Here is a 20,354-nt window from a genome sequence, read left to right on the forward strand (position 1 = left end):
ACGCTCAGGAGTCGCCGATAAATCCCGAACCTGCGTACAGATGCAGGACGGGAAGACCCAACTGGTCCTGGGCCTTGTTGGCCCAGTCGGTGTGGAACGTATCCGCCACCGCGTGCGGCCGGGTGATCACCACGGCCTGCGAGGCACCTGTTTCCTTGACCTTTGCCACCAGGGCCTGCACCGCGCCGCCGTCGACAATTTCTCCCGTGACGCCTGCCCCCAGTCCGGCCAGTGCTGCCAGGGATATCGCGAGGGTCTCCGCTGCCTGGGCCCGCTCGGTGGCGGGATCCGGTGCATGCGACGTCAGTTCGCGGAAGGCTTTGGCGATGTCCAGCATGGAAAGGTTCTCGAGGAAGTCCACCAGCAGGTGCCGTTCGGTGTTCGCCGGAACCAGGACCAGCAGCCGGGTATCTCCTCCGTCCACAAGCCGCTCGATGTTCAGGCGGTCCTCCGCCCCCAGGGGTTCTTCGGTCAGGATGACGATGGGATCACTCATGGCCTTAGCCTAGTCCGGCGCATGGTCCGCCGCACCGGTCCGCCGCTGCGCCGGCCTCTGCGGGAAATGCGGCCCGCCGGTGCCCCGGCGGTAACAATGGTTGCATGGCACTTTTCCAGCGCAGCAGCCCCGCACCCATCATTCCTGCCCAGGATTCCGGCACAGGCTTGTCGCTGCGGACCAAATGGGCCATTGGCGGGGCCATCGGCGGAGGCGCGTTGGCGGGACTGCTGGCCACGGGATCGTCGGCGCTGGCTGTGTACTTTGCCCGCCGTGTCATCACCCCCGCGCGCCAGCGGGCGGCCAACCAGGAAGTGCTGGCTGTCATCAGGGATGGGCACCAGCAGCAGGTGATCATGGCGGCCAATGAGGACACCACCGTTGACGGGGTGTACGGATTCTTTTTCGACGGCGGCAAGGGGCACGCGCGGATCGGCCGCATCGTTTCGTACTCGCCCGCTGAGCGGACCGTGGCGCGCGAAGTCGAAGCAGTGTATGCAGGGGACCTCGGCTCCGCCAGGTGGGGCTGGTGGAGCGGCGCCCTCTATCCGGACCCGGCCGCCGTCGGAATTCCTGCCGAAGATGTGATGATCGATGTTGACCGCGGGCAGGCGCCCGCCTGGCTGGTCCGCGCGGGCGGGACAGCGCGGACCTGGGCGGTGATGGTCCATGGGCGCGGCGCCACCCGGCAGGAAGCCCTGCGCGCCGTGGGGCCCGCGCTCGAACTGGGGCTGACATCCCTGGTGGTGTCCTACCGCAATGACGGGTTGGCGCCGTCCGCCGATGACGGGCGCTACGGGCTGGGTTCCACCGAGTGGCGGGACATCGAGGCCGCCATTGAATATGCCCTGGCAAACGGGGCCGAGGAGATTGTGCTGTTCGGCTGGTCCATGGGTGGCGCCATCTGCTTGCAGACCGCGGATTTGTCCCGCTACCGGCACCTGATCCGGGCCATGGTGCTGGATGCGCCGGTGATCGACTGGGTGACGGTGCTGGCCCACCACGCGCAGCTGAACAGGATTCCGTCGCTGGTGGGCCGGTACGGTCAGCTCATGCTGGGCCATCCGCTGGGACGGCGGCTCACGGGGCTGTCCGCGCCGGTGGACCTCAAGGCGATGGACTGGGTTTCCCGGGCTGTTGAGCTGCGGACTCCCACGTTGATTATTCACAGCGTGGACGATGAGTACGTGCCGTACAAGCCATCAGCGCTCCTGGCCGAACGCAACCCGGAGATGGTCACCTTCGAGCCTTTCAACCACGCCCGGCACACCAAGGAGTGGAATGTTGATCCCGAGCGCTGGGAGCGGGTGGTCAAGGCGTGGCTGCGGCAACAGTTGGCTCCCCGCCTGAACCCCGGTGCAGCACGGCAGGATCACGATGCTGCCCGGGGCGGGGAAAGGGCCTAGAAGTGGCCAGGATCCGGTGGCTCCGCGTGGGTGGGGTGGTCGCGGGCTGATGGATGCTGGAAGGCGATGAGTATCAGCCGATCGGGTGGCCCTGGCTGCAGGAGGTTTCCCCCGGCAGGATCTCGTGTCCTTGAAGGCACGTCACTGACGGCGGCGAGGGGTTCTCGTGGGCAATGAAGAAAAGGCTGCTCTTGCCGTGGCTGATGCCGGCGTCTTCGCGGTGCAGCCAGGAAGAGTGGTGGACACCGTTTTTTGTGTCGTCACCGCTATGGTGCGGCGAGTGTTTAAACGGGTTCTTGACCACGGTGACCCCGACCTTCCAGTGCCGTCGCTGCTGCTGCAGCGAACCGCCGGTGCAAGAATTATAGGCCCGTGCCAGGCCGGCGCGCCGCCCCTGTTTCTGGCGCCGGCAGCGAGCTGATGGGTGCCGTGACCGCGCCGGTGAGGCGGACCAGGTCGGCGGGGGCCAGTTCGATGTCCAGCCCGCGTTTGCCGCCTGAAACCAACAGCGTCTCCAGCGCCAGGGCACTGTGATCCAGCACGGTAGGGGAGGGAAGCCGTTGTCCGAGCGGTGAGATGCCGCCGAGCACATATCCTGTGCGCCGCTGAGCGGCAGCAGGGTCCGCCATCGCCGCCTTTTTCGCCCCCATGGCGGCAGCGAATGCTTTGAGGTCCAGTGTGCCGCTGACCGGCACGATGCCCACGGCCAACCTGCCTTCCACCTCGACCATCAGCGTTTTGAAAACCCGGGAAGGTACGATGCCCAGGGCCTGCGCAGCTTCGGCGCCGTAGCTGGCGGCGGAAGGATCGTGATTATACGGATGCAGCACAAAGGGAACCCCGGCTGCCGCCAAAGCGGCGGTGGCCGGAGTTCCCTGTGCTGCGTTCTTACGCCCCATCGGTGGCTGGAGGCCGGTTAGGAGCGCACGGCGGTGGACGCCGCGACCTTGCGCTTGATCCTTCCCAGCATGGCCGTCATTCCGCGCATCCGCAGCGGCGTAATGGCACGGGTGAGACCCAGCAGTTCCGGCATGTCATCCGGGACCGAGAGGATCTCTTCCGCGGACAGCCCGTCCAGGCCTTCATGCAGCACCCCGGCGAAACCGCGGGTGGTGGGGGCCTCGGCCGGAGCCTTGAAGTACAGGCGCACGGAGCCGCTGCCCCGCTCCGTCTCGATCGTCAGGAACAGCGGGGACTGGCACTCCACCACCTGTTCAAGCAACTCGGGGTGGTCCTTGAGCCGGTCCGGCAAATCCGGAAGTCCCTGCGAGAACTCGAGCAGCAGCTGCAGCCGCTCGGGCTCGGTCAGGGCCTGGAAATCGTCCACAATCGCCGCGAGGGCGGAAGGCAGTGCTTGAGTAGTCATCATTGGCAAGTTTACGCAGGAACCTCGCGTGAAGCCGCGTCAGGCTCCGACGGGGACGGGGAAGGACCCGCGCTCGGCACCCTTAACGATGGGAACGCGCACTGCGTTGCCCCACTCGGTCCACGATCCGTCGTAGTTGCGGACGGTCTCGAAGCCCAGGAGGAACTTGAGCGCGAACCACGTGTGGCTGGAACGCTCGCCGATGCGGCAGTAAGCCACAACGTCGTCGCCTTCGGTCAGGCCGGCTTCGCCCAGGTAGAGCGCGTCGAGTTCCTCACGGCTGCGGAAGGTGCCGTCCGGGGCGGCTGCCCGGGCCCACGGGATGGAGGCGGCAGTGGGAATGTGGCCGCCGCGCAGCGCGCCTTCCTCCGGGTAGGCGGGCATGTGGGTGCGCTGGCCGGTGTATTCCTCGGGGGAGCGGACATCGATGAGCGGCTTGCCCAGGTGGGCCAGCACGTCTTCCTTGAAGGCACGGATCGGAGCATCCTCGCGCTCAACCACCGGGTATTCGCCCCTGGCCGGTGCCGGCTTTTCCGGAGTCAGTTCCCTGCCCTCGGCAATCCACTTGTCCCGGCCGCCGTCGAGCAGCCGCACATCGTGGTGTCCGAAGAGGGTAAAGACCCACAGGGCGTAGGCAGCCCACCAGTTGGACTTGTCACCGTAGATCACCACGGTGCTGTCGCGGGAAATACCCTTCGACGCCGCGAGTTCAGCGAAGGCGGCCCCGTCCACGTAATCGCGGGTGACTTCGTCGTTCAAGTCGGTGTGCCAGTCGATCTTTACGGCACCGGGGATGTGTCCGGTTTCGTAGAGGAGCACGTCCTCGTCGGACTCCACTACTACCAGCTGGCCGCTGGAGACGGCACCGCTTTCTACTGCGGCAGCAAGCCACTCGGTGGAAACGAGGCGCTCCGGGTGGGCGTACGCTGCAAACTTTTCGTTCTGTTCAACCGGGTAGGACATAACTTTGCCTTTCATCGAGAACACGGGTGGTCCGCGGGACCGGATGGGGACCTGATCCCACCCTAGCCACAGCCTTCTGCCATGTCCGGTTTGCGTTAACAGGAGGAAATGTTGCCTTCATCACGCGGGCGGCGGATGTGGCCGGCGCCACCCGGGGCCGGGGTGCATTGCCGGTATCCTTTCTGGGGACCAACCACCAGCAGAACGGACCACCTTGGTACAGATCGAACAGCTCGCAGCCCGAACCCCGTCGGTATCGGTGGATGAGCTCCTCAAGGGTTTCTATCCCTCACCACGGTTCGGCAAGGTGTCCTTTGAAAGTTACCGGCCCGATCCCAACCAGCCCAGCCAGGCGCACGCCGTGCGTGCCCTGCAGGGATTTGCCGACGGCGTGGGGTCCGGTGACGGGGGTGGCCTGTTCAAGAAACTGTTTGGTAAGAAGGACACATCCCGCGCCGGCATTTATCTGGACGGCGGCTTCGGTGTGGGAAAGACCCACCTGCTGGCCTCACTGTGGCATGCCTCGCCGGAGCCCAAGGCCTTCGGCACGTTTGTGGAGTACACCAACCTGGTAGGCGCTCTGTCCTTCCGCAAAACCGTGGATGCGCTGAGCAGGTACAAGCTCGTGTGCATCGACGAATTTGAGCTCGATGATCCGGGCGACACGGTACTGATGTCCCGCCTGATGCGCGAACTCGCGGACGCCGGCGTGAAGCTCGCAGCCACCTCCAACACCCTGCCGGGCTCACTGGGCGACGGCAGGTTCGCAGCGGTGGACTTCCAGCGCGAAATCCAGGTGCTCGCGGACCAGTTCGACGTGGTCCGGATCGACGGCGAGGACTTCCGCCACCGTGGCCTCCCGGCTGCCCCGGCGCCCCTGAAGAACAGCGAACTGTCCGCACACATGAAGGCCGAGTTCGACGGCAAAATGGTGGCGCAGGACGAGTTCAGCACCCTGATCGCCCACCTGGCCGGCGTGCACCCCAGCCGCTACCGCCAACTGATCGCCGGCATCGACGGGGTGGTGTGGCGCAATGTGGAGACCATCACCGAGCAGGCAGTGGCGCTGCGGTTCGTGGTGCTGGCTGACCGGCTCTACGACAAGGATGTGCCGATCCTGGCCAGCGGCGTTCCCTTCGACAAGCTGTTCACCGAGGAAATGATGACCGGCGGCTACATGAAAAAGTACTTCCGCGCTGTCTCCCGCCTCACTGCCCTGGCCCGTGAAGGCCAGAACCACGAGCCGTCCTAGCTGGCAGAACTGTCCGGCCCGACAGCCTGGCTGCGCCGCGGCAACAGGACGGCCCGGATCACCAGGCCCGCTGCCAGCGCCCAGAATGCTGAGCCGATGCCGGCGAAACTGAGTCCGGACGCTGCCATCAGGAATGTGACGGCGGGAGCTATCCTGTCCTCCGGGTCCGCCAGTGCGGCCGAAATGGAACTTGCCAGCGTGCCAAGAAGAGCCAGGCCCGCCACCGCTTCCAGCATTCCTGCGGGCGCCGCTGCAACCAGGGTCACCAGTGCGGCGGAGAACGCCGCCAGCACCAGGTAGGCAATCCCGGACGTGAAACCGGCCACCCAGCGCCTGCTCCGGTCCGGGCCCGCCTCCTCGCCCGCTGCCAGGGCGGCGCTGAGTGCGGCGAGATTCACGGCATGTCCGCCAAAAGGGGCGGCCAGCGCTGTCCCGGCACCGGTCACCAGCATGGATGCCCGCCACGGGGTGTCGTAGTGGAACGACCGGAGCACGGCCACGCCTGGAACATTTTGCGAAGCCATGGTCACCACAAAGAGCGGCAGGGCGATGCCCGCCATGGCCTGGAGGCTGAAGGTGGGGGTGGTCCAGGCCAGGGCCGGCAGTATCCCGCTCCCGCTCACGGAAGCGCCGCCGGCAGCAAGTGAAATGCCGATCACGCCGAGGGCCACCACCAAGGCCGCCGGCACCGACCAGCGGGGTGCGTACTTCATCATCACCAGCCAGCAGGCTATAACCGGCGCTATGAACAGCGGCACGCTGCCCAGGGCCTTGAACGGTGCGAGGCAGAGCTGCAGCAGCACGCCCGCGAGCATCGCCTGCGCAAGCGTTGGCGGGATTCTGGCCATGAGCCCGCCGAGGGCGGGGACAAGCCCCGTCATGGCAATCAGTACACCCGCTGCCAGGAACGCCCCGACGGCGGCGGGCCACCCGCCGTCGACCGTTCCTGAAGTGGCCAGCAAAGCGGCCCCGGGTGTTGACCACGCGAGGGTGACCGGCACTTTTGAACGCCATGAAAGCCACAACACTCCGGCGCCCACTGCCACAGTAAGTGCCAGCAGTCCCGAGGCAGCCTGGGCGGGGTCGGCGCCCACCGCCTTCAGGCCGGACAGGACTACGGCGAAGGAAGAAGTGAATCCCACCAGTGCGGTGACAACCCCGGCCACAACTGGCCTGGAATCCCGCCTGGATTGGCTGTTGGACGGGTGCGCCTTGGGGAATGCGGGGGACTTCGCCATACGGGCAGGTTACCGGGACGGTTTCATCAACCCTCAATCGGGGTGTGGCGCGTGGACAGGTTGGCCCCGCCAACCAGGGACGCGCCGTTAATGCCAAAAGGTGCGGGCGCCGCCTCCCGGCGGGACCCGCACCTTCGTTGACGTACTAGGGCAACGCCCTGGCCAAATCCTTTTTACGGAGCCTTATCAACCGGCGGAACCGGGTTGACCGGCGGAACCTGCTCGGCGGCAGGTGCAACGCCTGGGGTTCCGTTCTTGTCAACGAGCTTGGAAGCGCCATCCTGGATCTTGTCGACATGACCGGCGTACTTGCCTCCGGTCCTGGTGTCGACGAAATCGCCGGCCTTGGTGATGCCGTCCTTGATGGCCTGCTCGTTGCCGCGGATGAGACCTTGAGCCTTGCCCTTTAGATCGTCAATCAGTCCCACGAGCACCTCCCTTCAATCGCGGAGCCAGGTCGCTCCTTGCGCCTTCGATCCTAGCCCCGCCGCTTGGGCGTGCCAAGGAAATCGAGGGTATTGGGTGTTCGCCCGGAGCGGATGCAGGGACTTCGGCTGCGCACACCCGCAGCGGAGCCGGAAGCGGGCAAGAAAAAAGCAGCTCCGGGGAGCTGCTGGATGTGGGCGATACTGGGATCGAACCAGTGACCTCTTCCGTGTCAGGGAAGCGCGCTACCGCTGCGCCAATCGCCCGGAACCGGAAGACCGGCTGATGGGATCTTAGGAAATAAGAGAGCGGACGACGAGATTCGAACTCGCGACATCCACCTTGGCAAGGTGGTGCTCTACCAGCTGAGCTACGTCCGCGTATGCAATGCGTTCCGGCCGAGACCGATGCGTACTGCATGAAGCAAGTTGCCTTGCTTAGTGGGCGATACTGGGATCGAACCAGTGACCTCTTCCGTGTCAGGGAAGCGCGCTACCGCTGCGCCAATCGCCCATGCTTATCCGGAATATATCCGAAAAACCATGGTTTTCACCGAGGTGGGTACGGGATTCGAACCCGTGTATACGGCTTTGCAGGCCGCTGCCTCGCCTCTCGGCCAACCCACCGTGTAAGCGCGGGTTCAAAGAACCTTTGCCGTGACAGTGTCCTGCGAGCGGACGACGAGATTCGAACTCGCGACATCCACCTTGGCAAGGTGGTGCTCTACCAGCTGAGCTACGTCCGCATTTTGGAGGGGATGATTCTCTGCCGTTCCCGGCATTTCCTCGCTTCCAACGAGTAAAAACAATATAGGAGGTTCGGGGATTCTCCAAATCGGCCGTCGACGGAGCGGACGCAATGGCGCTGCTTCCCAGCAATAGCGCGGTTTTTCGGAGTTACAAGGGTGTAATTTCCGACGGCGGCAGGGGAGCCTTCCACTCTCCGCGGTGCCTTCCGCCGGGCTTCCAGGGCTCCTTATCCACGAAAGCCGGGCCCGGCTTTCGTGGATTCGAGGGAATGCCGGCCGCGCGGATCAGGCGATTTTTGAAATGGCCCGATGGTGGGCTAGCATTCAAATGCATCAGGGCGATTGGCGCAGTGGTAGCGCGCTTCGTTCACACCGAAGAGGTCACTGGTTCGAACCCAGTATCGCCCACCGCATATGGTCCGTTTCCGCTCATCCGCAGCGGAAACGGACCATTTTTTGTGCGCCCGGACATTCTGTCAGCCCCCTGTGAAAGAGTTTTCGTATGACAGCTCCACTTCTTGCCCACGCCACCGAATACGGGCGGATGTACGCCCGGTCCACCACCGAGCACTTCTCGGTGCCGTCCATCACCACCGTGATCGGCCAGCAGCCGCACGGGCTGGACGGCTGGTTCGGATACATGGGTGCCAGCAGCCTTGCCAAGGATCCGCTGCTGGCCGACTGCCTGGGAAGTCCGGCGAAGATCAAGCAGGCCGTCAACCGGGCGGCCAAAGCGGCGGAAACTTACCGCGACGAGGCCGCCAAACGCGGGGACCGGGTGCACTTCTACTGCGAACAGGTAGCACTGCGGGCACTGGGCCGTCCCCACGGCATGAAGGAAGCCCGCGAGGCCCTTGCGGCGAACGGCGAGGAAGCCTTCGCGGTCCGGTTCGACGAATGGTGGGAACTGTTCAAGGTTGAGCCCATCGCCCCCGAAATCACTGTCTGGAACAACTCCGTGGGGTACGCAGGCACCCTGGACCTGGTGGCGCGCATCAACGGCAGGATCTGCCTCATCGACTACAAAACCAAGGGCACCACCCGGGACGGCCTGGTCAAGCCGCTCGATGACAAGGTAGTGATGCAGCTGGTGGCCGGCATGAAGGCAGAGGAAAGCCTGGTGGACCCGGAAACAGGGGCATGGGAGCCCTGGAAGTACGGGGAGAACCCGGTTTTGCTGGCTGTGGCCATCGGCGAGACCGAGGTCCGTCCCGTCCGTGCCAACCCCGAGGTCCTCAAGCACCACTGGTGGAAGTTCTGCGCGCTGCGGCGTGTCTGGGAGCTGTCAGCGGACACCATTTCCGCCGGCACCGCCCTGCTGCCCATTGCCCCGCCGCCGCTTGCGCAGGTCCAGCCTGCCTAGGAATGCCGGCGCGGGCTGTCCGGGAGGTCGTCTGCGCCTAAACTGGATTGGTCCCCTTTGCCGCCTAGCTTAAGGAAAAACAGCGCATGGCTATTCTGAATATCCGCATCATCGGTGATCCTGTGCTCCGCACAGTTGCTGATCCTGTGACGGATTTCGGGCCTGAGCTGGCCAAGCTGGTGGCTGATATGACCGAGACCATGGAGGACGTGGACGGTGCCGGCCTCGCCGCACCTCAGATCGGTGTGAGCCTGCGCGTCTTCACATACCGCATTGACGGCGTGGAGGGCCACATCATCAATCCCGTCCTGGAAAACAGCGACGATTTCCAGGACGACCATGTGGAGGGCTGCCTGTCCATCCCGGGCCTCGGCTTCCCGGTGCGGCGCTACCGTGCCACCCGCGTCACCGGCGTCGATCTCCACGGCAACCCCGTCGCTGTCGACGCCGAGGGCATGCTGGCACGCTGCTTCCAGCATGAGAACGACCACCTGGACGGGATTCTGTACACGGACCGGCTCGAGGGGGAGGACCGCAAGACCGCCCTGCGGGCCATCCGCAACGCCAACTACGACGCCATCACGGAACAAACCACGGCGAAGCGTGCCCAGACAGTCGGGTCCAGTTTCGGGGGTTCCAGCATCGGGGGCGGAACTTCCGGGTCCAGCTTTGGTGCCGGCACGGCTGGTAACCGTGCGTCGGGTCACCAGGGGTGAGGGTCCTTTTCGCGGGCACCCCCGCTGTCGCCGTCCCCTCCCTCAATGCGCTCGTCGAAGCAGGCTTCAACGTTGTTGCCGTCCTCACCAGGCCGGACGCCCCCATCGGGCGGAAACGCGTGCTCACCCCGTCTCCGGTTGCAGCACGGGCAGCCGAGCTGGGGATCGACGTTATCCGTGCCGCCAGGATTGATGCGGAGGCCATCGACAGCATCAAGGCGGCCGCCCCCGACGTCGCCGCGATTGTGGCCTACGGCGGGCTGGTTCCCCCGGCTGCCCTGGGCATTCCCCGGCATGGCTGGATCAACCTGCACTTCTCCCTCCTTCCCGCCTGGCGTGGAGCTGCTCCCGTGCAGCGGGCCGTGATGGCAGGCGACGACATTACGGGGGCGGTGACCTTCCAGCTGGAGGAGGGCTTGGACACGGGTCCGGTGTTCGGGACACTGACGGAAACGGTTGGCCCGGAGGACACCGCCGGGGTGCTTCTGGAACGGCTGTCCCACAGCGGTGCCGTGCTGCTCGCCCGGACCCTGTCCGCCATTGAGGCCGGGAAGGCGGCCGCTGTTCCGCAAACCGGTGATGTCTCGCTGGCCCCCAAGCTGACGCTCGACGACGGCCGGCTGGACTGGAAGCACCCGGCCCTGGCCATCGGACGGCAGGCGCGGGGAGCCACTCCCGAACCGGGAGCATGGACTGTCCTGGCCGGCCAGCGCGTCAAGTTGGAACCTGTCAGGCTGCGGCCGGATGTTGACAGCCTGCCGCCCGGATCCGTGTCTATGGACGGCAAAAGCGTGCTGGTGGGAACCGGCTCGCACGCCGTGGAGCTGACCCGGGTCCAGCCCGCCGGCAAAAAGATGATGGCCGCTGCCGACTGGGCACGCGGCATGGCTTCCCTTGAAAGTGTGGTGTTCGAATGAACGGTTCCGGCGACAACCAGGGCGGCCGCGGAAGAACCGGCGGCGGAAACCCGGGTGGCGGCCAGCGTGGCGGCCCGGGCGGCGGCCGCGGTAACGGCGGGCCGCGCGATTCGAGCAACCGCAACGCCAAGGGGCGGGAACGGAACCGCACTTCCCAGCGCAGCTTCACGGACAATGCACCCTCGCAGCGGACCCGAAGGGCCGACCCCGCCCGGCTGGTGGCGTTTGAAGTCCTCCGGGCCGTTGCCGCCGAGGACGCTTACGCCAACCTGGTCCTGCCGGCGCGGATCCGCCACCACGGACTGGACAAACGCGACGCCGGCTTCGCCACCGAACTCAGCTACGGGGCCCTGCGTGGCCAGGGAACGTACGACGCCATCCTGGCCCGCTGCGTTGACCGTCCCCTCGACCAGTTGGACCCCGCCATCCTGGACGCCCTCCGGCTCGGAGCCCACCAGTTGCTGGCCATGCGCGTTCCTGCCCATGCCGCACTGGACCAGACCGTGGGCCTCGCCCGGGCCGTCATCGGCGCCGGCCCTTCCACGCTCATCAATGCCGTGCTCCGCAAGGTCACCGCGCATCCCCTTGAGGAGTGGCTCGACCTGCTCGTTGCCGGCGAGTCCGATGACACCAAGGTGGCATCGCTGCGTTACGCCCACCCGGAGTGGATCGTGCGCGCCATGCGCCAGTCGCTGGTGGCGCACGGACGTCCCGCCTCCGAAATCAACGACCTTTTGGAAGCCGACAACGCCGCCCCGGTAGTCAACCTGGTGGCGCTGCCGGGCATCGGAAGCCTCGACGAGGCCCTGGAGAACGGCGCTGCCCCCGGCGAACTCGTGGAAGGCTCCGCCCTTTCCAGCGGAGGAGACCTGGGCCGGCTCGCCTCGGTCAGGGAGGGCAGCACCAGGGTGCAGGACGTCGGCTCACAGCTGGTGGCACGCGCCATGGCCGCCGTCGACCTCGGCGGCCACGATCCTGACGACGCAGCCGCGGCCGGCGGCACCGAGGCATGGCTGGACCTGTGCGCAGGCCCGGGCGGCAAAGCCGCGCTGCTCGGTGCGCTGGCCAACCAAAGGGGTGCCACGCTGCTGGCGAATGAGCCCGCGCCGCACCGGGCCAAGCTGGTGAGCCAGGCGCTCTCGGCCGTACCCAGGGAAACGTGGCAGGTGCGCACCGGCGACGGCCGCGACGTCGGCACGGAGAAACCCGAAGCCTTTGATCGGGTCCTCGTGGACGTTCCCTGCAGCGGACTTGGTGCACTTCGGCGGCGCCCGGAGTCCCGCTGGCGCCGCACGCCCAAGGACCTGGCGGACTTGGGCCCACTCCAGCGCGAGCTGCTTACATCGGCACTGGCCGCCGTCCGCCCCGGTGGAGTGGTTGCGTATGTGACCTGCTCGCCGCACCCTGCCGAAACCACCGCCGTGGTCACCGATGCACTCCGCAAACGCGATGACCTCGAACTGCTGGAGGCAGGGCAGGTCCTGGACAGCGTGAGCCTGACCGGGAACCTTGCTGCCGGGCACGGGTCCACCGCCCAGCTGTGGCCCCACATCCACGGCACCGACGCCATGTTCCTCGCCCTGATCAGCAAGAAGTCCTGACCCCCCAAACTCCTGTCCGTGAAAGGTTTCCCCGTGACGCAATGCTGTATCAACCCGAGCATCCTCTCCGCCGACTTCGTGAACCTTGAGGCTGAGCTCAACCGCATCAGCACAGCGGACGCGGTGCACGTGGATGTTATGGACAACCACTTTGTGCCGAACCTCACCATCGGGCTGCCGGTGGTGCAGCGGATCCAGGCAGTGAGCCCCGTGCCCCTCGATGCGCACCTGATGATTGCCGACGCCGACCGCTGGGCGCCCGGCTTCGCCGACGCCGGGCTCGCGTCCGTGACCTTCCACGCCGAAGCTGCCATCGCCCCCATCAAGCTCGCCCGCGAACTGCGGGCAAGGGGTTCGAAGGCAGGAATGGCCCTGCGTCCCGGGACACCCGTGGAGCCGTACCTGGACATGCTCGAAGAGCTGGACATGCTGCTGATCATGACGGTGGAGCCGGGCTTCGGCGGCCAGGCGTTCCTGGACCTGACCCTGCCGAAAATCCGGCGCGCCAGGAAGGCCATTGAGGGGTCAGGCATCAAGGTGGCCATCCAGGTGGACGGCGGCATCACCGAAGACACCATCACGCGTGCAGCCGAGGCTGGTGCGAACGTCTTCGTCGCCGGCTCCGCCGTGTACGGAGCCGAGGATCCGGCGGCCGCCATCGACCGGCTGCGCAGGGCGGGAAGCAAAACGTTACGTTCCGCGGCGGAATAGCCGGGAGCACTCCCTCGTTATGGCAGAATAGCAACACACATACGTGCTCCGGGGTCGGTGTAAGTCCGAACCGGCGGTGACAGTCCGCGACCCGCGAGCCGGTGCTTCCCCAGGGAGGACACCGGCGGACGGTTGAACCGGTGAAATTCCGGTACCGACAGTTAAAGTCTGGATGAGAGAAGCACGTACAGCTGTTTCTGCGGCGCCCTGCGCGCCGCGGCCATCTGCTGTCGTATACCCCCGGAGCCATCGCGGTTCGAGAGGGAAGGAACGACACAAGCACCATGAACCGTTTGCGATGGCTCTTTGAGGCCACTACTCCTGCTGCCGGCATGACTGCCGTCCCTACCATCGAGGCCGCCGCGTGACGGCCGGAGTGGTCACAGCCTTCACGGCTGCCGAGACTACCGCCATGGAAACCGCCCTCAAGGCGGCCCTCAACGGTCCCCGCGGCGCGAATCCCCTGGTGGGTGCCGTCGTCGTAAGCCCTGAAGGACGCGAACTGGTGACCGGCTTCCACCGCGGCGCCGGCACCGCCCACGCCGAGGCTGACGCCATTGCCCAGGCAACTGCCGCCGGGATCGACCTCTCCGGCTGCACCATGCTGGTCACCCTGGAGCCCTGCAACCACATCGGCCGCACCGGCCCCTGCGCCCAGGCGATCATTGACGCCGGCATCACGGACGTCGTCTACGCTGTGGACGATCCCCACGATCCCGCGGCCGGCGGGGCAGCCACCCTCCGGGAAGCGGGCGTCCGCGTCCGCAGTGGACTTGGAGCCGGCGAAGCGCTGGACCTGAACCGGCAATGGTTCGAGGCTGTGGCCGCAAAACGCCCTTTCGTCACGCTCCACATCGCCCAGACGCTGGACAGCCGCATCGCCGCCGAGGACGGCACCAGCCAGTGGATCTCCTGCCCGGAATCGCTGGCCGACAACCACGCCCTGCGGGGACGCATCGACGCCATCCTCGTGGGCACGCAGACCGTACTGGTGGACAACCCCCGGCTTACCGCAAGGGACCGTGCCGGCACACCCGCCGGGAAACAGCCTGTGCGTGCCGTCATGGGGCTCCGCGACATTCCAGCGGACGCCGCCGTCCGTGGAACCGATGGCCGTGTGGTGCACCTGCCCACCCGCGATCCCCGTGAAGCCCTGTCCAGCCTGTATGGGAGCGGTACCCGCCACCTGATGGTGGAAGGCGGATCGCGCATCCTCAGCGCATTCCTCGCGGCGGGACTGGTGGACGAACTCATTGTCTACCTGGCCCCCACACTGCTCGGCTCCGGCACTCCTGCCCTCACCGGCCTGGGCATCACCACACTCGCCGATGCACAGCACTGGGAGTGGGACACGTCCGACGGCGGCGCCGTCCGGACGCTGGGCCGTGACCTCAGACTCCACCTCAGACCGCAACGCCCCGTTGCCCTCGACCCACAACCGTCCCGCGCCACCGCGGAGCAAGCCCAGGGAGGCTACTGATGTTTACCGGAATTATTGCCGAGCAGGGGCAGGTCCTGTCCGTGGACAAGGACGGCGACGCCAGTGCCACCCTCCGGCTGCGTGCGCCAGGCACCACCGAAGGGCTCGCCCTGGGCGGCTCCATCGCGGTCAACGGCGTATGCCTGACGGCCACCGAGATTGAAGGCAAGGAATTCAGCGTGGACGTGATGGGGGAGACCCTGGTCCGCAGCACCATCGGCGAACTCGCGCCCGGTGACGCCGTCAACCTCGAACGGTGCGTGCCCGCCGGCGGACGGCTCGACGGACACGTGGTCCAGGGCCACGTGGACGGCGTCGGCGTGCTGCTGGAACGCGAACCCCTGGGCAACTGGGACCGGCTCCGCTTCGGCGTCCCCGCGAACCTGGCCCGCTACATCGCCGAGAAGGGCTCCATTGCCATCGACGGCGTGTCCCTCACCGTGACGGCCGTCAGCCCGGCGGAAGAGCGGGATCCGTGGTTTGAGGTGGGCCTGATCCCCACCACCCTGGCCGAAACCGGCCTCGGTACCAAAGGCACCGGCAGCCGCGTGAACCTGGAAGTTGACGTCCTGGCCAAGTACACCGAACGCCTGCTGGCGTTCCGCACGGCAGCGCCCGCCGCTGTTGAAGGAGGAGCACAATGAACGCCGCCGTACGAGTCGAACCCGAGGTGGCCGCCGTGGCGCCCCCACCTGCCCAGGAGGCCGCTGCGGTGCCGTTGAACAGCATCGAGGAAGCCGTGCAGGCCTTCGCCGCCGGCAGGCCCGTACTCGCCGTGGACAACGAAGACAGGGAAAACGAAGGCGACATCATTTTCGCCGCGCAGTTCGCCACCCCGGCGCTGATGGGTTGGACCATCCGGTACAGCTCCGGCGTTATTTGTGTCCCGCTGTCCGGCGAACGCGCCGATGCCCTGGCACTGCCTCCCATGGTGGAAGTGAACGAGGACGCCAAGGGCACCGCCTACACGGTGTCCTGCGATGCCGCTGTGGGCGTCAGCACCGGAATTTCCGCCACGGACCGTGCCCTCACCGCAAGGGTGCTCGCGGATCCCCGGTCCGTACCGTCGTCCGTGACCCGTCCCGGGCATATTTTCCCGCTGCGCGCGGTTGACGGTGGTGTGCGGGAACGTCCCGGCCACACCGAAGCCGCTGTGGACCTGTGCCGCCTGGCCGGCCTGGAACCTGTAGCTGTGATCGCCGAAGTTGTTTATGACGACGGCGAAATGATGCGGCTGGACGGGCTCCGTGCCTTCGCTGCTGAACACGGATGCCCCCTGATTTCGATTAAGGACCTGGTGGCCTACCTCGGCACGGCGGGCACAACGTCTGACGGCAACACCCGGGCAGGACGCGCGGGCGGAGAAGAGGAGATACGATGACGGCTTCCGGAGCTTCGGGCAACGGCCACCTGCCTGATTCAGGCAACGGCCACCACAAGGCTGACCACGGCCACCAAAAGGCGGAGTCGGGCAACGGCCGGGTCCCCCATCCGGTCAGCGGCGGGCCCATCGTGCAGCTGCCCACGGCCTTCGGCGATTTTGTGGCCCAGGCGTGGACTGACCTGGTCACCGGCCATGAACACCTCGCGGTCAGCTCGCCCAACCCGCCCCAGGACGGGAAGGCGCCCCTGGTCCGGCTGCACTCCGAGTGCCTCACCGGGGATGTCTTTGGTTCATACCGCTGCGACTGCGGCGAGCAGCTGGCCTATGCGCTGGAAATGATCCGTGAGCACGGCGGAACCCTGCTGTACCTGCGCGGGCAGGAGGGCAGGGGCATCGGCCTGGCCAACAAGATCAAGGCCTACGCGCTCCAGGAAGCAGGCTTCGACACCGTGGAGGCCAACGAACAGCTCGGCCTGCCCGTGGATGCCCGCTGCTACAAGGCGGCCGCCCAGGTGCTGGCCGAGATGGGGCTGCATGAGGTGCGGCTCCTGAGCAACAACCCGGACAAGCAGAACAGGCTGGCCAAAGCAGGCGTCAAGGTGGTGGAAATGGTCCCCACCGAGGTGCCCTCACGCGACCAGAACATCCGGTACCTGCAGACCAAAAAAGACCGTATGGAGCACCGCCTGGTCCTGGGCGACCACGTGGGTGGCGCGGTGCCCGTCACCAGCCCCGGCAGTTCCTTTGACCACGAACAAGACTGACCAGCACATCCTGCTGCCTACCCAACACAACGAACGGAACAGTACTGACCTATGAGCGGACACGGCGCCCCCGACATCGACCTCACCACCCTCAACCCGGCCGAAACGTCCCAGCTGAAGCTGGCGATCGTCGCAGCCAGCTGGCACACCCAGATCATGGACGGACTCCTGGACGGCGCCCTGCGCGCCGCCAAGGACGCCGGCATCGCCGAGCCCACCGTCCTGCGGGTCCCGGGCAGCTTTGAGCTGCCGGTGGCAGCCGCGCGGCTGGCACCGCACTTCGACGCCGTGGTGGCCCTCGGCGTTGTGATCCGCGGCGGTACGCCGCACTTTGAGTACGTCTGCCAGGCCGCGACGTCGGGACTCACCGACGTCAGCGTCCGTACCGGCGTCCCGGTGGGCTTTGGCGTCCTGACCTGCGACACCGAACAGCAGGGCCTGGACCGTGCCGGGCTCCCCGGCTCGAAGGAAGACAAAGGCCACGAGGCCGTGACCGCTGCGCTGGCCACCGCCGTCGTCCTGAAGCAGTACGGCAACTAGCGGCTGCGGTGACGGGCGCGTGTGTGTTCACTCACATCGCGCCCGTCATGCGACGGCCCGACAGGCGCCCTTTGGGCCGCAGCAAGTAGGCTGGAGGGCGTGAAGAATTTCGAGACGCTGTTCGCTGAGCTCAGCGAGAAGGCAGCCACCCGCCCGGAAGGCTCCCGCACCGTCGCTGAATTGGACTCCGGTGTCCACGGCATCGGCAAGAAAGTCGTTGAAGAAGCAGCCGAAGTATGGATGGCTGCCGAATATGAATCCGATGAAGCGGCGGCCGAGGAAATTTCCCAGCTGCTGTACCACCTGCAGGTTCTGATGCTCGCCAAGGGCCTGACCCTGGAAGACGTCTACAAGCATCTGTAGCCACCGTTCCGGCGCGCCCCGTGCGGCCGGTTCCTGCCGTGGCCTGAATTGCTTGAACCCCTAGACATTCCACACCAGAAAGATCTCCCCATGCTGCGAGTTGCCGTTCCCAATAAAGGTTCCCTGTCCGAAGCCGCCTCCGCGATGCTGTCCGAAGCCGGTTACCGCCAGCGCCGCGACACCCGTGAACTGGTGATGGTGGACCCGGACAACGACATCGAGTTCTTCTTCCTCCGCCCTCGCGACATCGCCGTGTACGTCGGCCAGGGAACGCTCGACGTCGGCATCACCGGACGTGACCTGCTGCTGGACGCCGAGGTGGAGGCAGAGGAACTGCTTCCCCTTGGATTCGCCGCCTCCACGTTCCGCTTCGCCGGTCCGGTAGGGGATTTCGCCAAGGTTGAAGAACTTGAGGGCAAGCGGCTGGCCACCAGCTATGACGGCCTGCTCCGCGGTTACCTGGCCGAACGCGGCGTCAACGCCAAGGTGGTTCGCCTGGACGGTGCCGTGGAGTCCTCGGTCCGGCTGGGCGTTGCCGACGCCATCGCGGACGTTGTGGAAACCGGTAACACCCTCAAAGCCGCCGGCATGGAAATCTTCGGTGAGCCGATCCTCAAGTCCGAGGCCGTCCTGATCCGGCGGACCGGCGACGGCGGCGCCGCCAACGGCACGGCCAAGGAGATCGAGGTGCTGATCCGCCGCCTGCAGGGTGTGCTGGTGGCGCGCCAGTACGTCCTGATGGACTACGACATCCGCAAGGAACTCGTGGAGCAGGCCGCTTCGCTGACTCCCGGCCTGGAATCGCCCACGGTCTCGCCGCTGCGTGATTCGGACTGGGTAGCCGTACGGTCCATGGTGCCCAAGCGGGAAACCAACCGGATCATGGATGAGCTCTACGACCTCGGGGCCCGCGCCATCCTGGTCAGCAGCATCCACGCCTGCCGCATCTGATTCCAGCCAGCGAATCCAGCGCAGCGACACCCACCCCAGATTTCCCAGGAGTTTCCCATGGCAGTAGCCGTACGCGTCATTCCCTGCCTCGACGTGGACGCCGGCCGCGTCGTCAAAGGCGTTAACTTCGAGGGCCTCCGCGATGCCGGGGACCCCGTTGAGCTCGCGCACCGCTACGATAACGCAGGCGCCGACGAACTGACGTTCCTCGACGTCACGGCGTCCTCGGGCAACCGCGAAACCACCTTTGACGTGGTCCGGCGCACCGCCGAGGAAGTATTCATCCCGCTGACTGTTGGCGGCGGCGTGCGCGGCGTGGCCGAGGTGGACAAGCTCCTCCGCTACGGTGCCGACAAGGCCTCCATCAACACCGCAGCCGTGGCGCGCCCGGACGTCATCGACGAAATCACCCGGCACTTCGGTTCCCAGGTCCTCGTCCTGTCCGTCGACGCCCGCCGCACCCGCCCCGGATCCCAGCCCACGCCGTCGGGCTTTGAAGTCACCACCCACGGCGGGCGCACGGGCACCGGGATCGACGCGATCGCGTGGGCCAAGGAAGCCGCGGACCGCGGGGTGGGAGAGATCCTGCTGAACTCCATCGACGCCGACGGCACCAAGGACGGTTTCGACCTCGAACTCATCCGGCTGGTCCGGGCCGCCGTCAAGGTGCCCATCATCGCCTCCGGCGGTGCGGGGGAGCCGGCGCACTTCCCGCCCGCCGTGGCTGCCGGTGCGGACGCCGTCCTCGCTGCCTCGATCTTCCACTGGGGCCCGGACGACATGATGTCCCAGGTCAAGAACGCCATCCGCGAAGCCGGCTTCGAAGTACGTTAGACCCCGGCACGGCGGTCATCCCGGACGTTGGTTGAGCTTGTCGAAACCTAGAGGCCTACTTCTGCTGACTGGAGAAGCGCGACGGCGTCCGGCTGGCCTTCGAAGGTGACCAGGGCGTGGCGGGTGCGGCCGTGGGCGTGCATCAGCAGTTCTCCCGGCTCGCCAACAATTGCCACCGAAACAGGCGCACGCTTGGCGACATGCCGCGGGCCCGAGGGGCGCACCAGCACGATGCCGAGGTCCACGCCGCGGTACAGGATGGCGGCACGCTTCACCAACTCATCCCACAGTGCTTCCGAGTACGCCTCATCCAGGGCCCTGGGTGCCCAGCGGTCCACGGCCCGGCGCACGTCCTCGGTGTGCACGAAGTATTCGATCAGGTTGGAGCTCTCGTCCAGTGCCTTGATATTCATGGGCGAAAGCGCCGGCGGCCCGGCCCGGAACGTGTTCACGAGCCCGGTGTATTCCTCCGGCGTGTTCAGCTTTGCCGCCAGCTTGGCGGTGGCCTGGTCCGATGCCTTCGCCAGGCGTTTGATGATCAGCCCCAGCCCCACGGCGGCTTTGCGCTCCCGCAGGTACAGGTGCGCGGCAAGGTCCCTGGTTCGCCAGCCCTTGCAGAGCGTGGGCGCGTCAGGACCCGCCGCAAGCAGGGTTTCGGCCAGGACTTCTCGGGACGGATCGACGAAATGCATCACCTGTGAAACTAGCACGACACCCGCGCAGTTGGGCAGCGCGGCCGCCGGTGCTGGCGTGCCGTTGTTCACACACGATTCCGGCTCCGGCAAAGGCACTAGACTTGACCTGATGTCTGAGCAGCAAGCCCCCGTCCCCACCC

23 protein-coding genes, 6 tRNA genes and 1 riboswitch are annotated in these 20,354 nt (G+C 66.4%); of the genes, 16 read left to right on the forward strand and 13 right to left on the reverse strand.

Annotated elements, in window-relative coordinates:
* Positions 1-4: 4 nt before the first annotated feature.
* Positions 5-496, reverse strand: a complete 492-nt coding sequence (locus tag BACI348_RS09135; protein ID WP_159825122.1) for a hypothetical protein — start codon at positions 494-496, stop codon at positions 5-7.
* Positions 497-600: 104 nt separating this feature from the next.
* On the opposite strand from BACI348_RS09135, the gene BACI348_RS09140 reads away from it, so the two are divergent.
* Complete coding sequence (locus BACI348_RS09140) at positions 601-1,902, forward strand: alpha/beta hydrolase family protein (protein ID WP_236557503.1); 1,302 nt, start codon at positions 601-603, stop codon at positions 1,900-1,902.
* 73 nt (positions 1,903-1,975) lie between these two features.
* On the opposite strand, the gene BACI348_RS09145 is transcribed toward BACI348_RS09140, so the two are convergent.
* From BACI348_RS09145 to BACI348_RS09160, 4 genes are read right to left on the reverse strand one after another with little or no spacing between them, the layout of a single operon-like run.
* Positions 1,976-2,206, reverse strand: coding sequence for a hypothetical protein (locus BACI348_RS09145; RefSeq protein WP_159825124.1), 231 nt, complete (start codon positions 2,204-2,206; stop codon positions 1,976-1,978).
* A 58-nt stretch (positions 2,207-2,264) separates the two neighbouring features.
* On the reverse strand, positions 2,265-2,801 hold the full coding sequence (gene ybaK, locus BACI348_RS09150; protein WP_159825126.1) for a Cys-tRNA(Pro) deacylase: 537 nt from the start codon (positions 2,799-2,801) through the stop codon (positions 2,265-2,267).
* A gap of 17 nt (positions 2,802-2,818) precedes the next feature.
* Positions 2,819-3,268, reverse strand: a complete 450-nt coding sequence (locus tag BACI348_RS09155) for a SufE family protein (RefSeq protein ID WP_159825128.1) — start codon at positions 3,266-3,268, stop codon at positions 2,819-2,821.
* 39 nt (positions 3,269-3,307) lie between these two features.
* Positions 3,308-4,231: a sulfurtransferase gene (locus BACI348_RS09160; protein ID WP_159825130.1), complete on the reverse strand. Its 924-nt coding sequence runs from the start codon at positions 4,229-4,231 to the stop codon at positions 3,308-3,310.
* Positions 4,232-4,445: 214 nt separating this feature from the next.
* Between BACI348_RS09160 and zapE the strand changes: the two genes are divergently transcribed.
* Positions 4,446-5,483: a cell division protein ZapE gene (gene zapE, locus BACI348_RS09165; RefSeq protein WP_159825132.1), complete on the forward strand. Its 1,038-nt coding sequence runs from the start codon at positions 4,446-4,448 to the stop codon at positions 5,481-5,483.
* On the opposite strand, the gene BACI348_RS09170 is transcribed toward zapE, so the two are convergent.
* The 7 genes from BACI348_RS09170 to BACI348_RS09200 all read right to left on the reverse strand — a co-directional run bounded on the left by BACI348_RS09170 (position 5,480) and on the right by BACI348_RS09200 (position 7,892).
* Positions 5,480-6,721, reverse strand: a complete 1,242-nt coding sequence (locus tag BACI348_RS09170; RefSeq protein ID WP_159825134.1) for a benzoate/H(+) symporter BenE family transporter — start codon at positions 6,719-6,721, stop codon at positions 5,480-5,482. The genes zapE and BACI348_RS09170 overlap by 4 nt on opposite strands.
* 173 nt (positions 6,722-6,894) lie before the next feature.
* On the reverse strand, positions 6,895-7,149 hold the full coding sequence (locus BACI348_RS09175) for an antitoxin (RefSeq protein WP_159825136.1): 255 nt from the start codon (positions 7,147-7,149) through the stop codon (positions 6,895-6,897).
* 192 nt (positions 7,150-7,341) lie between these two features.
* A tRNA-Val gene (locus BACI348_RS09180) sits at positions 7,342-7,413 on the reverse strand.
* A 41-nt stretch (positions 7,414-7,454) separates the two neighbouring features.
* A tRNA-Gly gene (locus BACI348_RS09185) sits at positions 7,455-7,527 on the reverse strand.
* 61 nt (positions 7,528-7,588) lie between these two features.
* A tRNA-Val gene (locus tag BACI348_RS09190) sits at positions 7,589-7,660 on the reverse strand.
* 42 nt (positions 7,661-7,702) lie between these two features.
* Positions 7,703-7,773 (reverse strand) — tRNA-Cys (locus tag BACI348_RS09195).
* A gap of 46 nt (positions 7,774-7,819) precedes the next feature.
* Positions 7,820-7,892: transfer RNA gene (locus BACI348_RS09200), tRNA-Gly, on the reverse strand.
* Positions 7,893-8,231: 339 nt separating this feature from the next.
* Between BACI348_RS09200 and BACI348_RS09205 the strand changes: the two genes are divergently transcribed.
* From BACI348_RS09205 to hisF, 14 genes are all read left to right on the forward strand, one after another.
* Positions 8,232-8,303, forward strand: a tRNA-Val gene (locus BACI348_RS09205).
* Between the two features lie 94 nt (positions 8,304-8,397).
* On the forward strand, positions 8,398-9,258 hold the full coding sequence (locus tag BACI348_RS09210; protein WP_159825138.1) for a cytochrome: 861 nt from the start codon (positions 8,398-8,400) through the stop codon (positions 9,256-9,258).
* A gap of 86 nt (positions 9,259-9,344) precedes the next feature.
* Entirely contained in the window at positions 9,345-9,974 is a 630-nt protein-coding gene (def, locus tag BACI348_RS09215; RefSeq protein WP_159825140.1) for a peptide deformylase, read from the forward strand.
* Complete coding sequence (gene fmt, locus BACI348_RS09220) at positions 9,971-10,891, forward strand: methionyl-tRNA formyltransferase (RefSeq protein WP_159825142.1); 921 nt, start codon at positions 9,971-9,973, stop codon at positions 10,889-10,891. The genes def and fmt overlap by 4 nt, the downstream gene beginning before the upstream one ends.
* On the forward strand, positions 10,888-12,492 hold the full coding sequence (locus tag BACI348_RS09225) for an RsmB/NOP family class I SAM-dependent RNA methyltransferase (protein ID WP_159825144.1): 1,605 nt from the start codon (positions 10,888-10,890) through the stop codon (positions 12,490-12,492). Before fmt ends, BACI348_RS09225 begins: the two co-directional genes overlap by 4 nt.
* 33 nt (positions 12,493-12,525) lie before the next feature.
* Positions 12,526-13,203 carry a ribulose-phosphate 3-epimerase gene (gene rpe / locus BACI348_RS09230; RefSeq protein WP_159825146.1) on the forward strand — a complete coding sequence of 226 codons (678 nt, stop codon included), beginning with the start codon at positions 12,526-12,528 and terminating at the stop codon, positions 13,201-13,203.
* A gap of 39 nt (positions 13,204-13,242) precedes the next feature.
* Positions 13,243-13,392, forward strand: a riboswitch (FMN riboswitch).
* 223 nt (positions 13,393-13,615) lie between these two features.
* Positions 13,616-14,683: a bifunctional diaminohydroxyphosphoribosylaminopyrimidine deaminase/5-amino-6-(5-phosphoribosylamino)uracil reductase RibD gene (gene ribD / locus BACI348_RS09235; protein WP_159825148.1), complete on the forward strand. Its 1,068-nt coding sequence runs from the start codon at positions 13,616-13,618 to the stop codon at positions 14,681-14,683.
* Positions 14,683-15,327 (forward strand): riboflavin synthase, encoded by a 645-nt coding sequence (locus tag BACI348_RS09240; protein WP_159825150.1) that lies wholly within the window; start codon positions 14,683-14,685, stop codon positions 15,325-15,327. The genes ribD and BACI348_RS09240 overlap by 1 nt, the downstream gene beginning before the upstream one ends.
* On the forward strand, positions 15,324-16,064 hold the full coding sequence (gene ribB / locus BACI348_RS09245; RefSeq protein ID WP_159825152.1) for a 3,4-dihydroxy-2-butanone-4-phosphate synthase: 741 nt from the start codon (positions 15,324-15,326) through the stop codon (positions 16,062-16,064). The genes BACI348_RS09240 and ribB overlap by 4 nt, the downstream gene beginning before the upstream one ends.
* Complete coding sequence (gene ribA / locus BACI348_RS09250) at positions 16,061-16,831, forward strand: GTP cyclohydrolase II (protein ID WP_159825154.1); 771 nt, start codon at positions 16,061-16,063, stop codon at positions 16,829-16,831. Before ribB ends, ribA begins: the two co-directional genes overlap by 4 nt.
* A 51-nt stretch (positions 16,832-16,882) precedes the next feature.
* On the forward strand, positions 16,883-17,371 hold the full coding sequence (gene ribH, locus BACI348_RS09255) for a 6,7-dimethyl-8-ribityllumazine synthase (RefSeq protein WP_159825156.1): 489 nt from the start codon (positions 16,883-16,885) through the stop codon (positions 17,369-17,371).
* Positions 17,372-17,470: 99 nt separating this feature from the next.
* Entirely contained in the window at positions 17,471-17,734 is a 264-nt protein-coding gene (locus BACI348_RS09260; RefSeq protein ID WP_015936881.1) for a phosphoribosyl-ATP diphosphatase, read from the forward strand.
* 90 nt (positions 17,735-17,824) lie between these two features.
* The gene (gene hisG, locus BACI348_RS09265; protein ID WP_159825158.1) at positions 17,825-18,685 is read left to right on the forward strand and encodes an ATP phosphoribosyltransferase; all 861 of its coding nucleotides are present in this window, start codon (positions 17,825-17,827) and stop codon (positions 18,683-18,685) included.
* A 57-nt stretch (positions 18,686-18,742) separates the two neighbouring features.
* Entirely contained in the window at positions 18,743-19,519 is a 777-nt protein-coding gene (hisF, locus tag BACI348_RS09270; protein WP_159825160.1) for an imidazole glycerol phosphate synthase subunit HisF, read from the forward strand.
* A 47-nt stretch (positions 19,520-19,566) separates the two neighbouring features.
* Here hisF and BACI348_RS09275 read toward each other — a convergent pair whose 3' ends face one another.
* Positions 19,567-20,211, reverse strand: coding sequence for a TIGR03085 family metal-binding protein (locus BACI348_RS09275; RefSeq protein ID WP_159825162.1), 645 nt, complete (start codon positions 20,209-20,211; stop codon positions 19,567-19,569).
* Between the last annotated feature and the right edge of the window lie 143 nt (positions 20,212-20,354).

It is taken from the genome of Arthrobacter sp. 9AX, from assembly GCF_902506095.1.
In the GTDB taxonomy this organism is placed as follows: Bacteria; Actinomycetota; Actinomycetes; order Actinomycetales; family Micrococcaceae; genus Arthrobacter.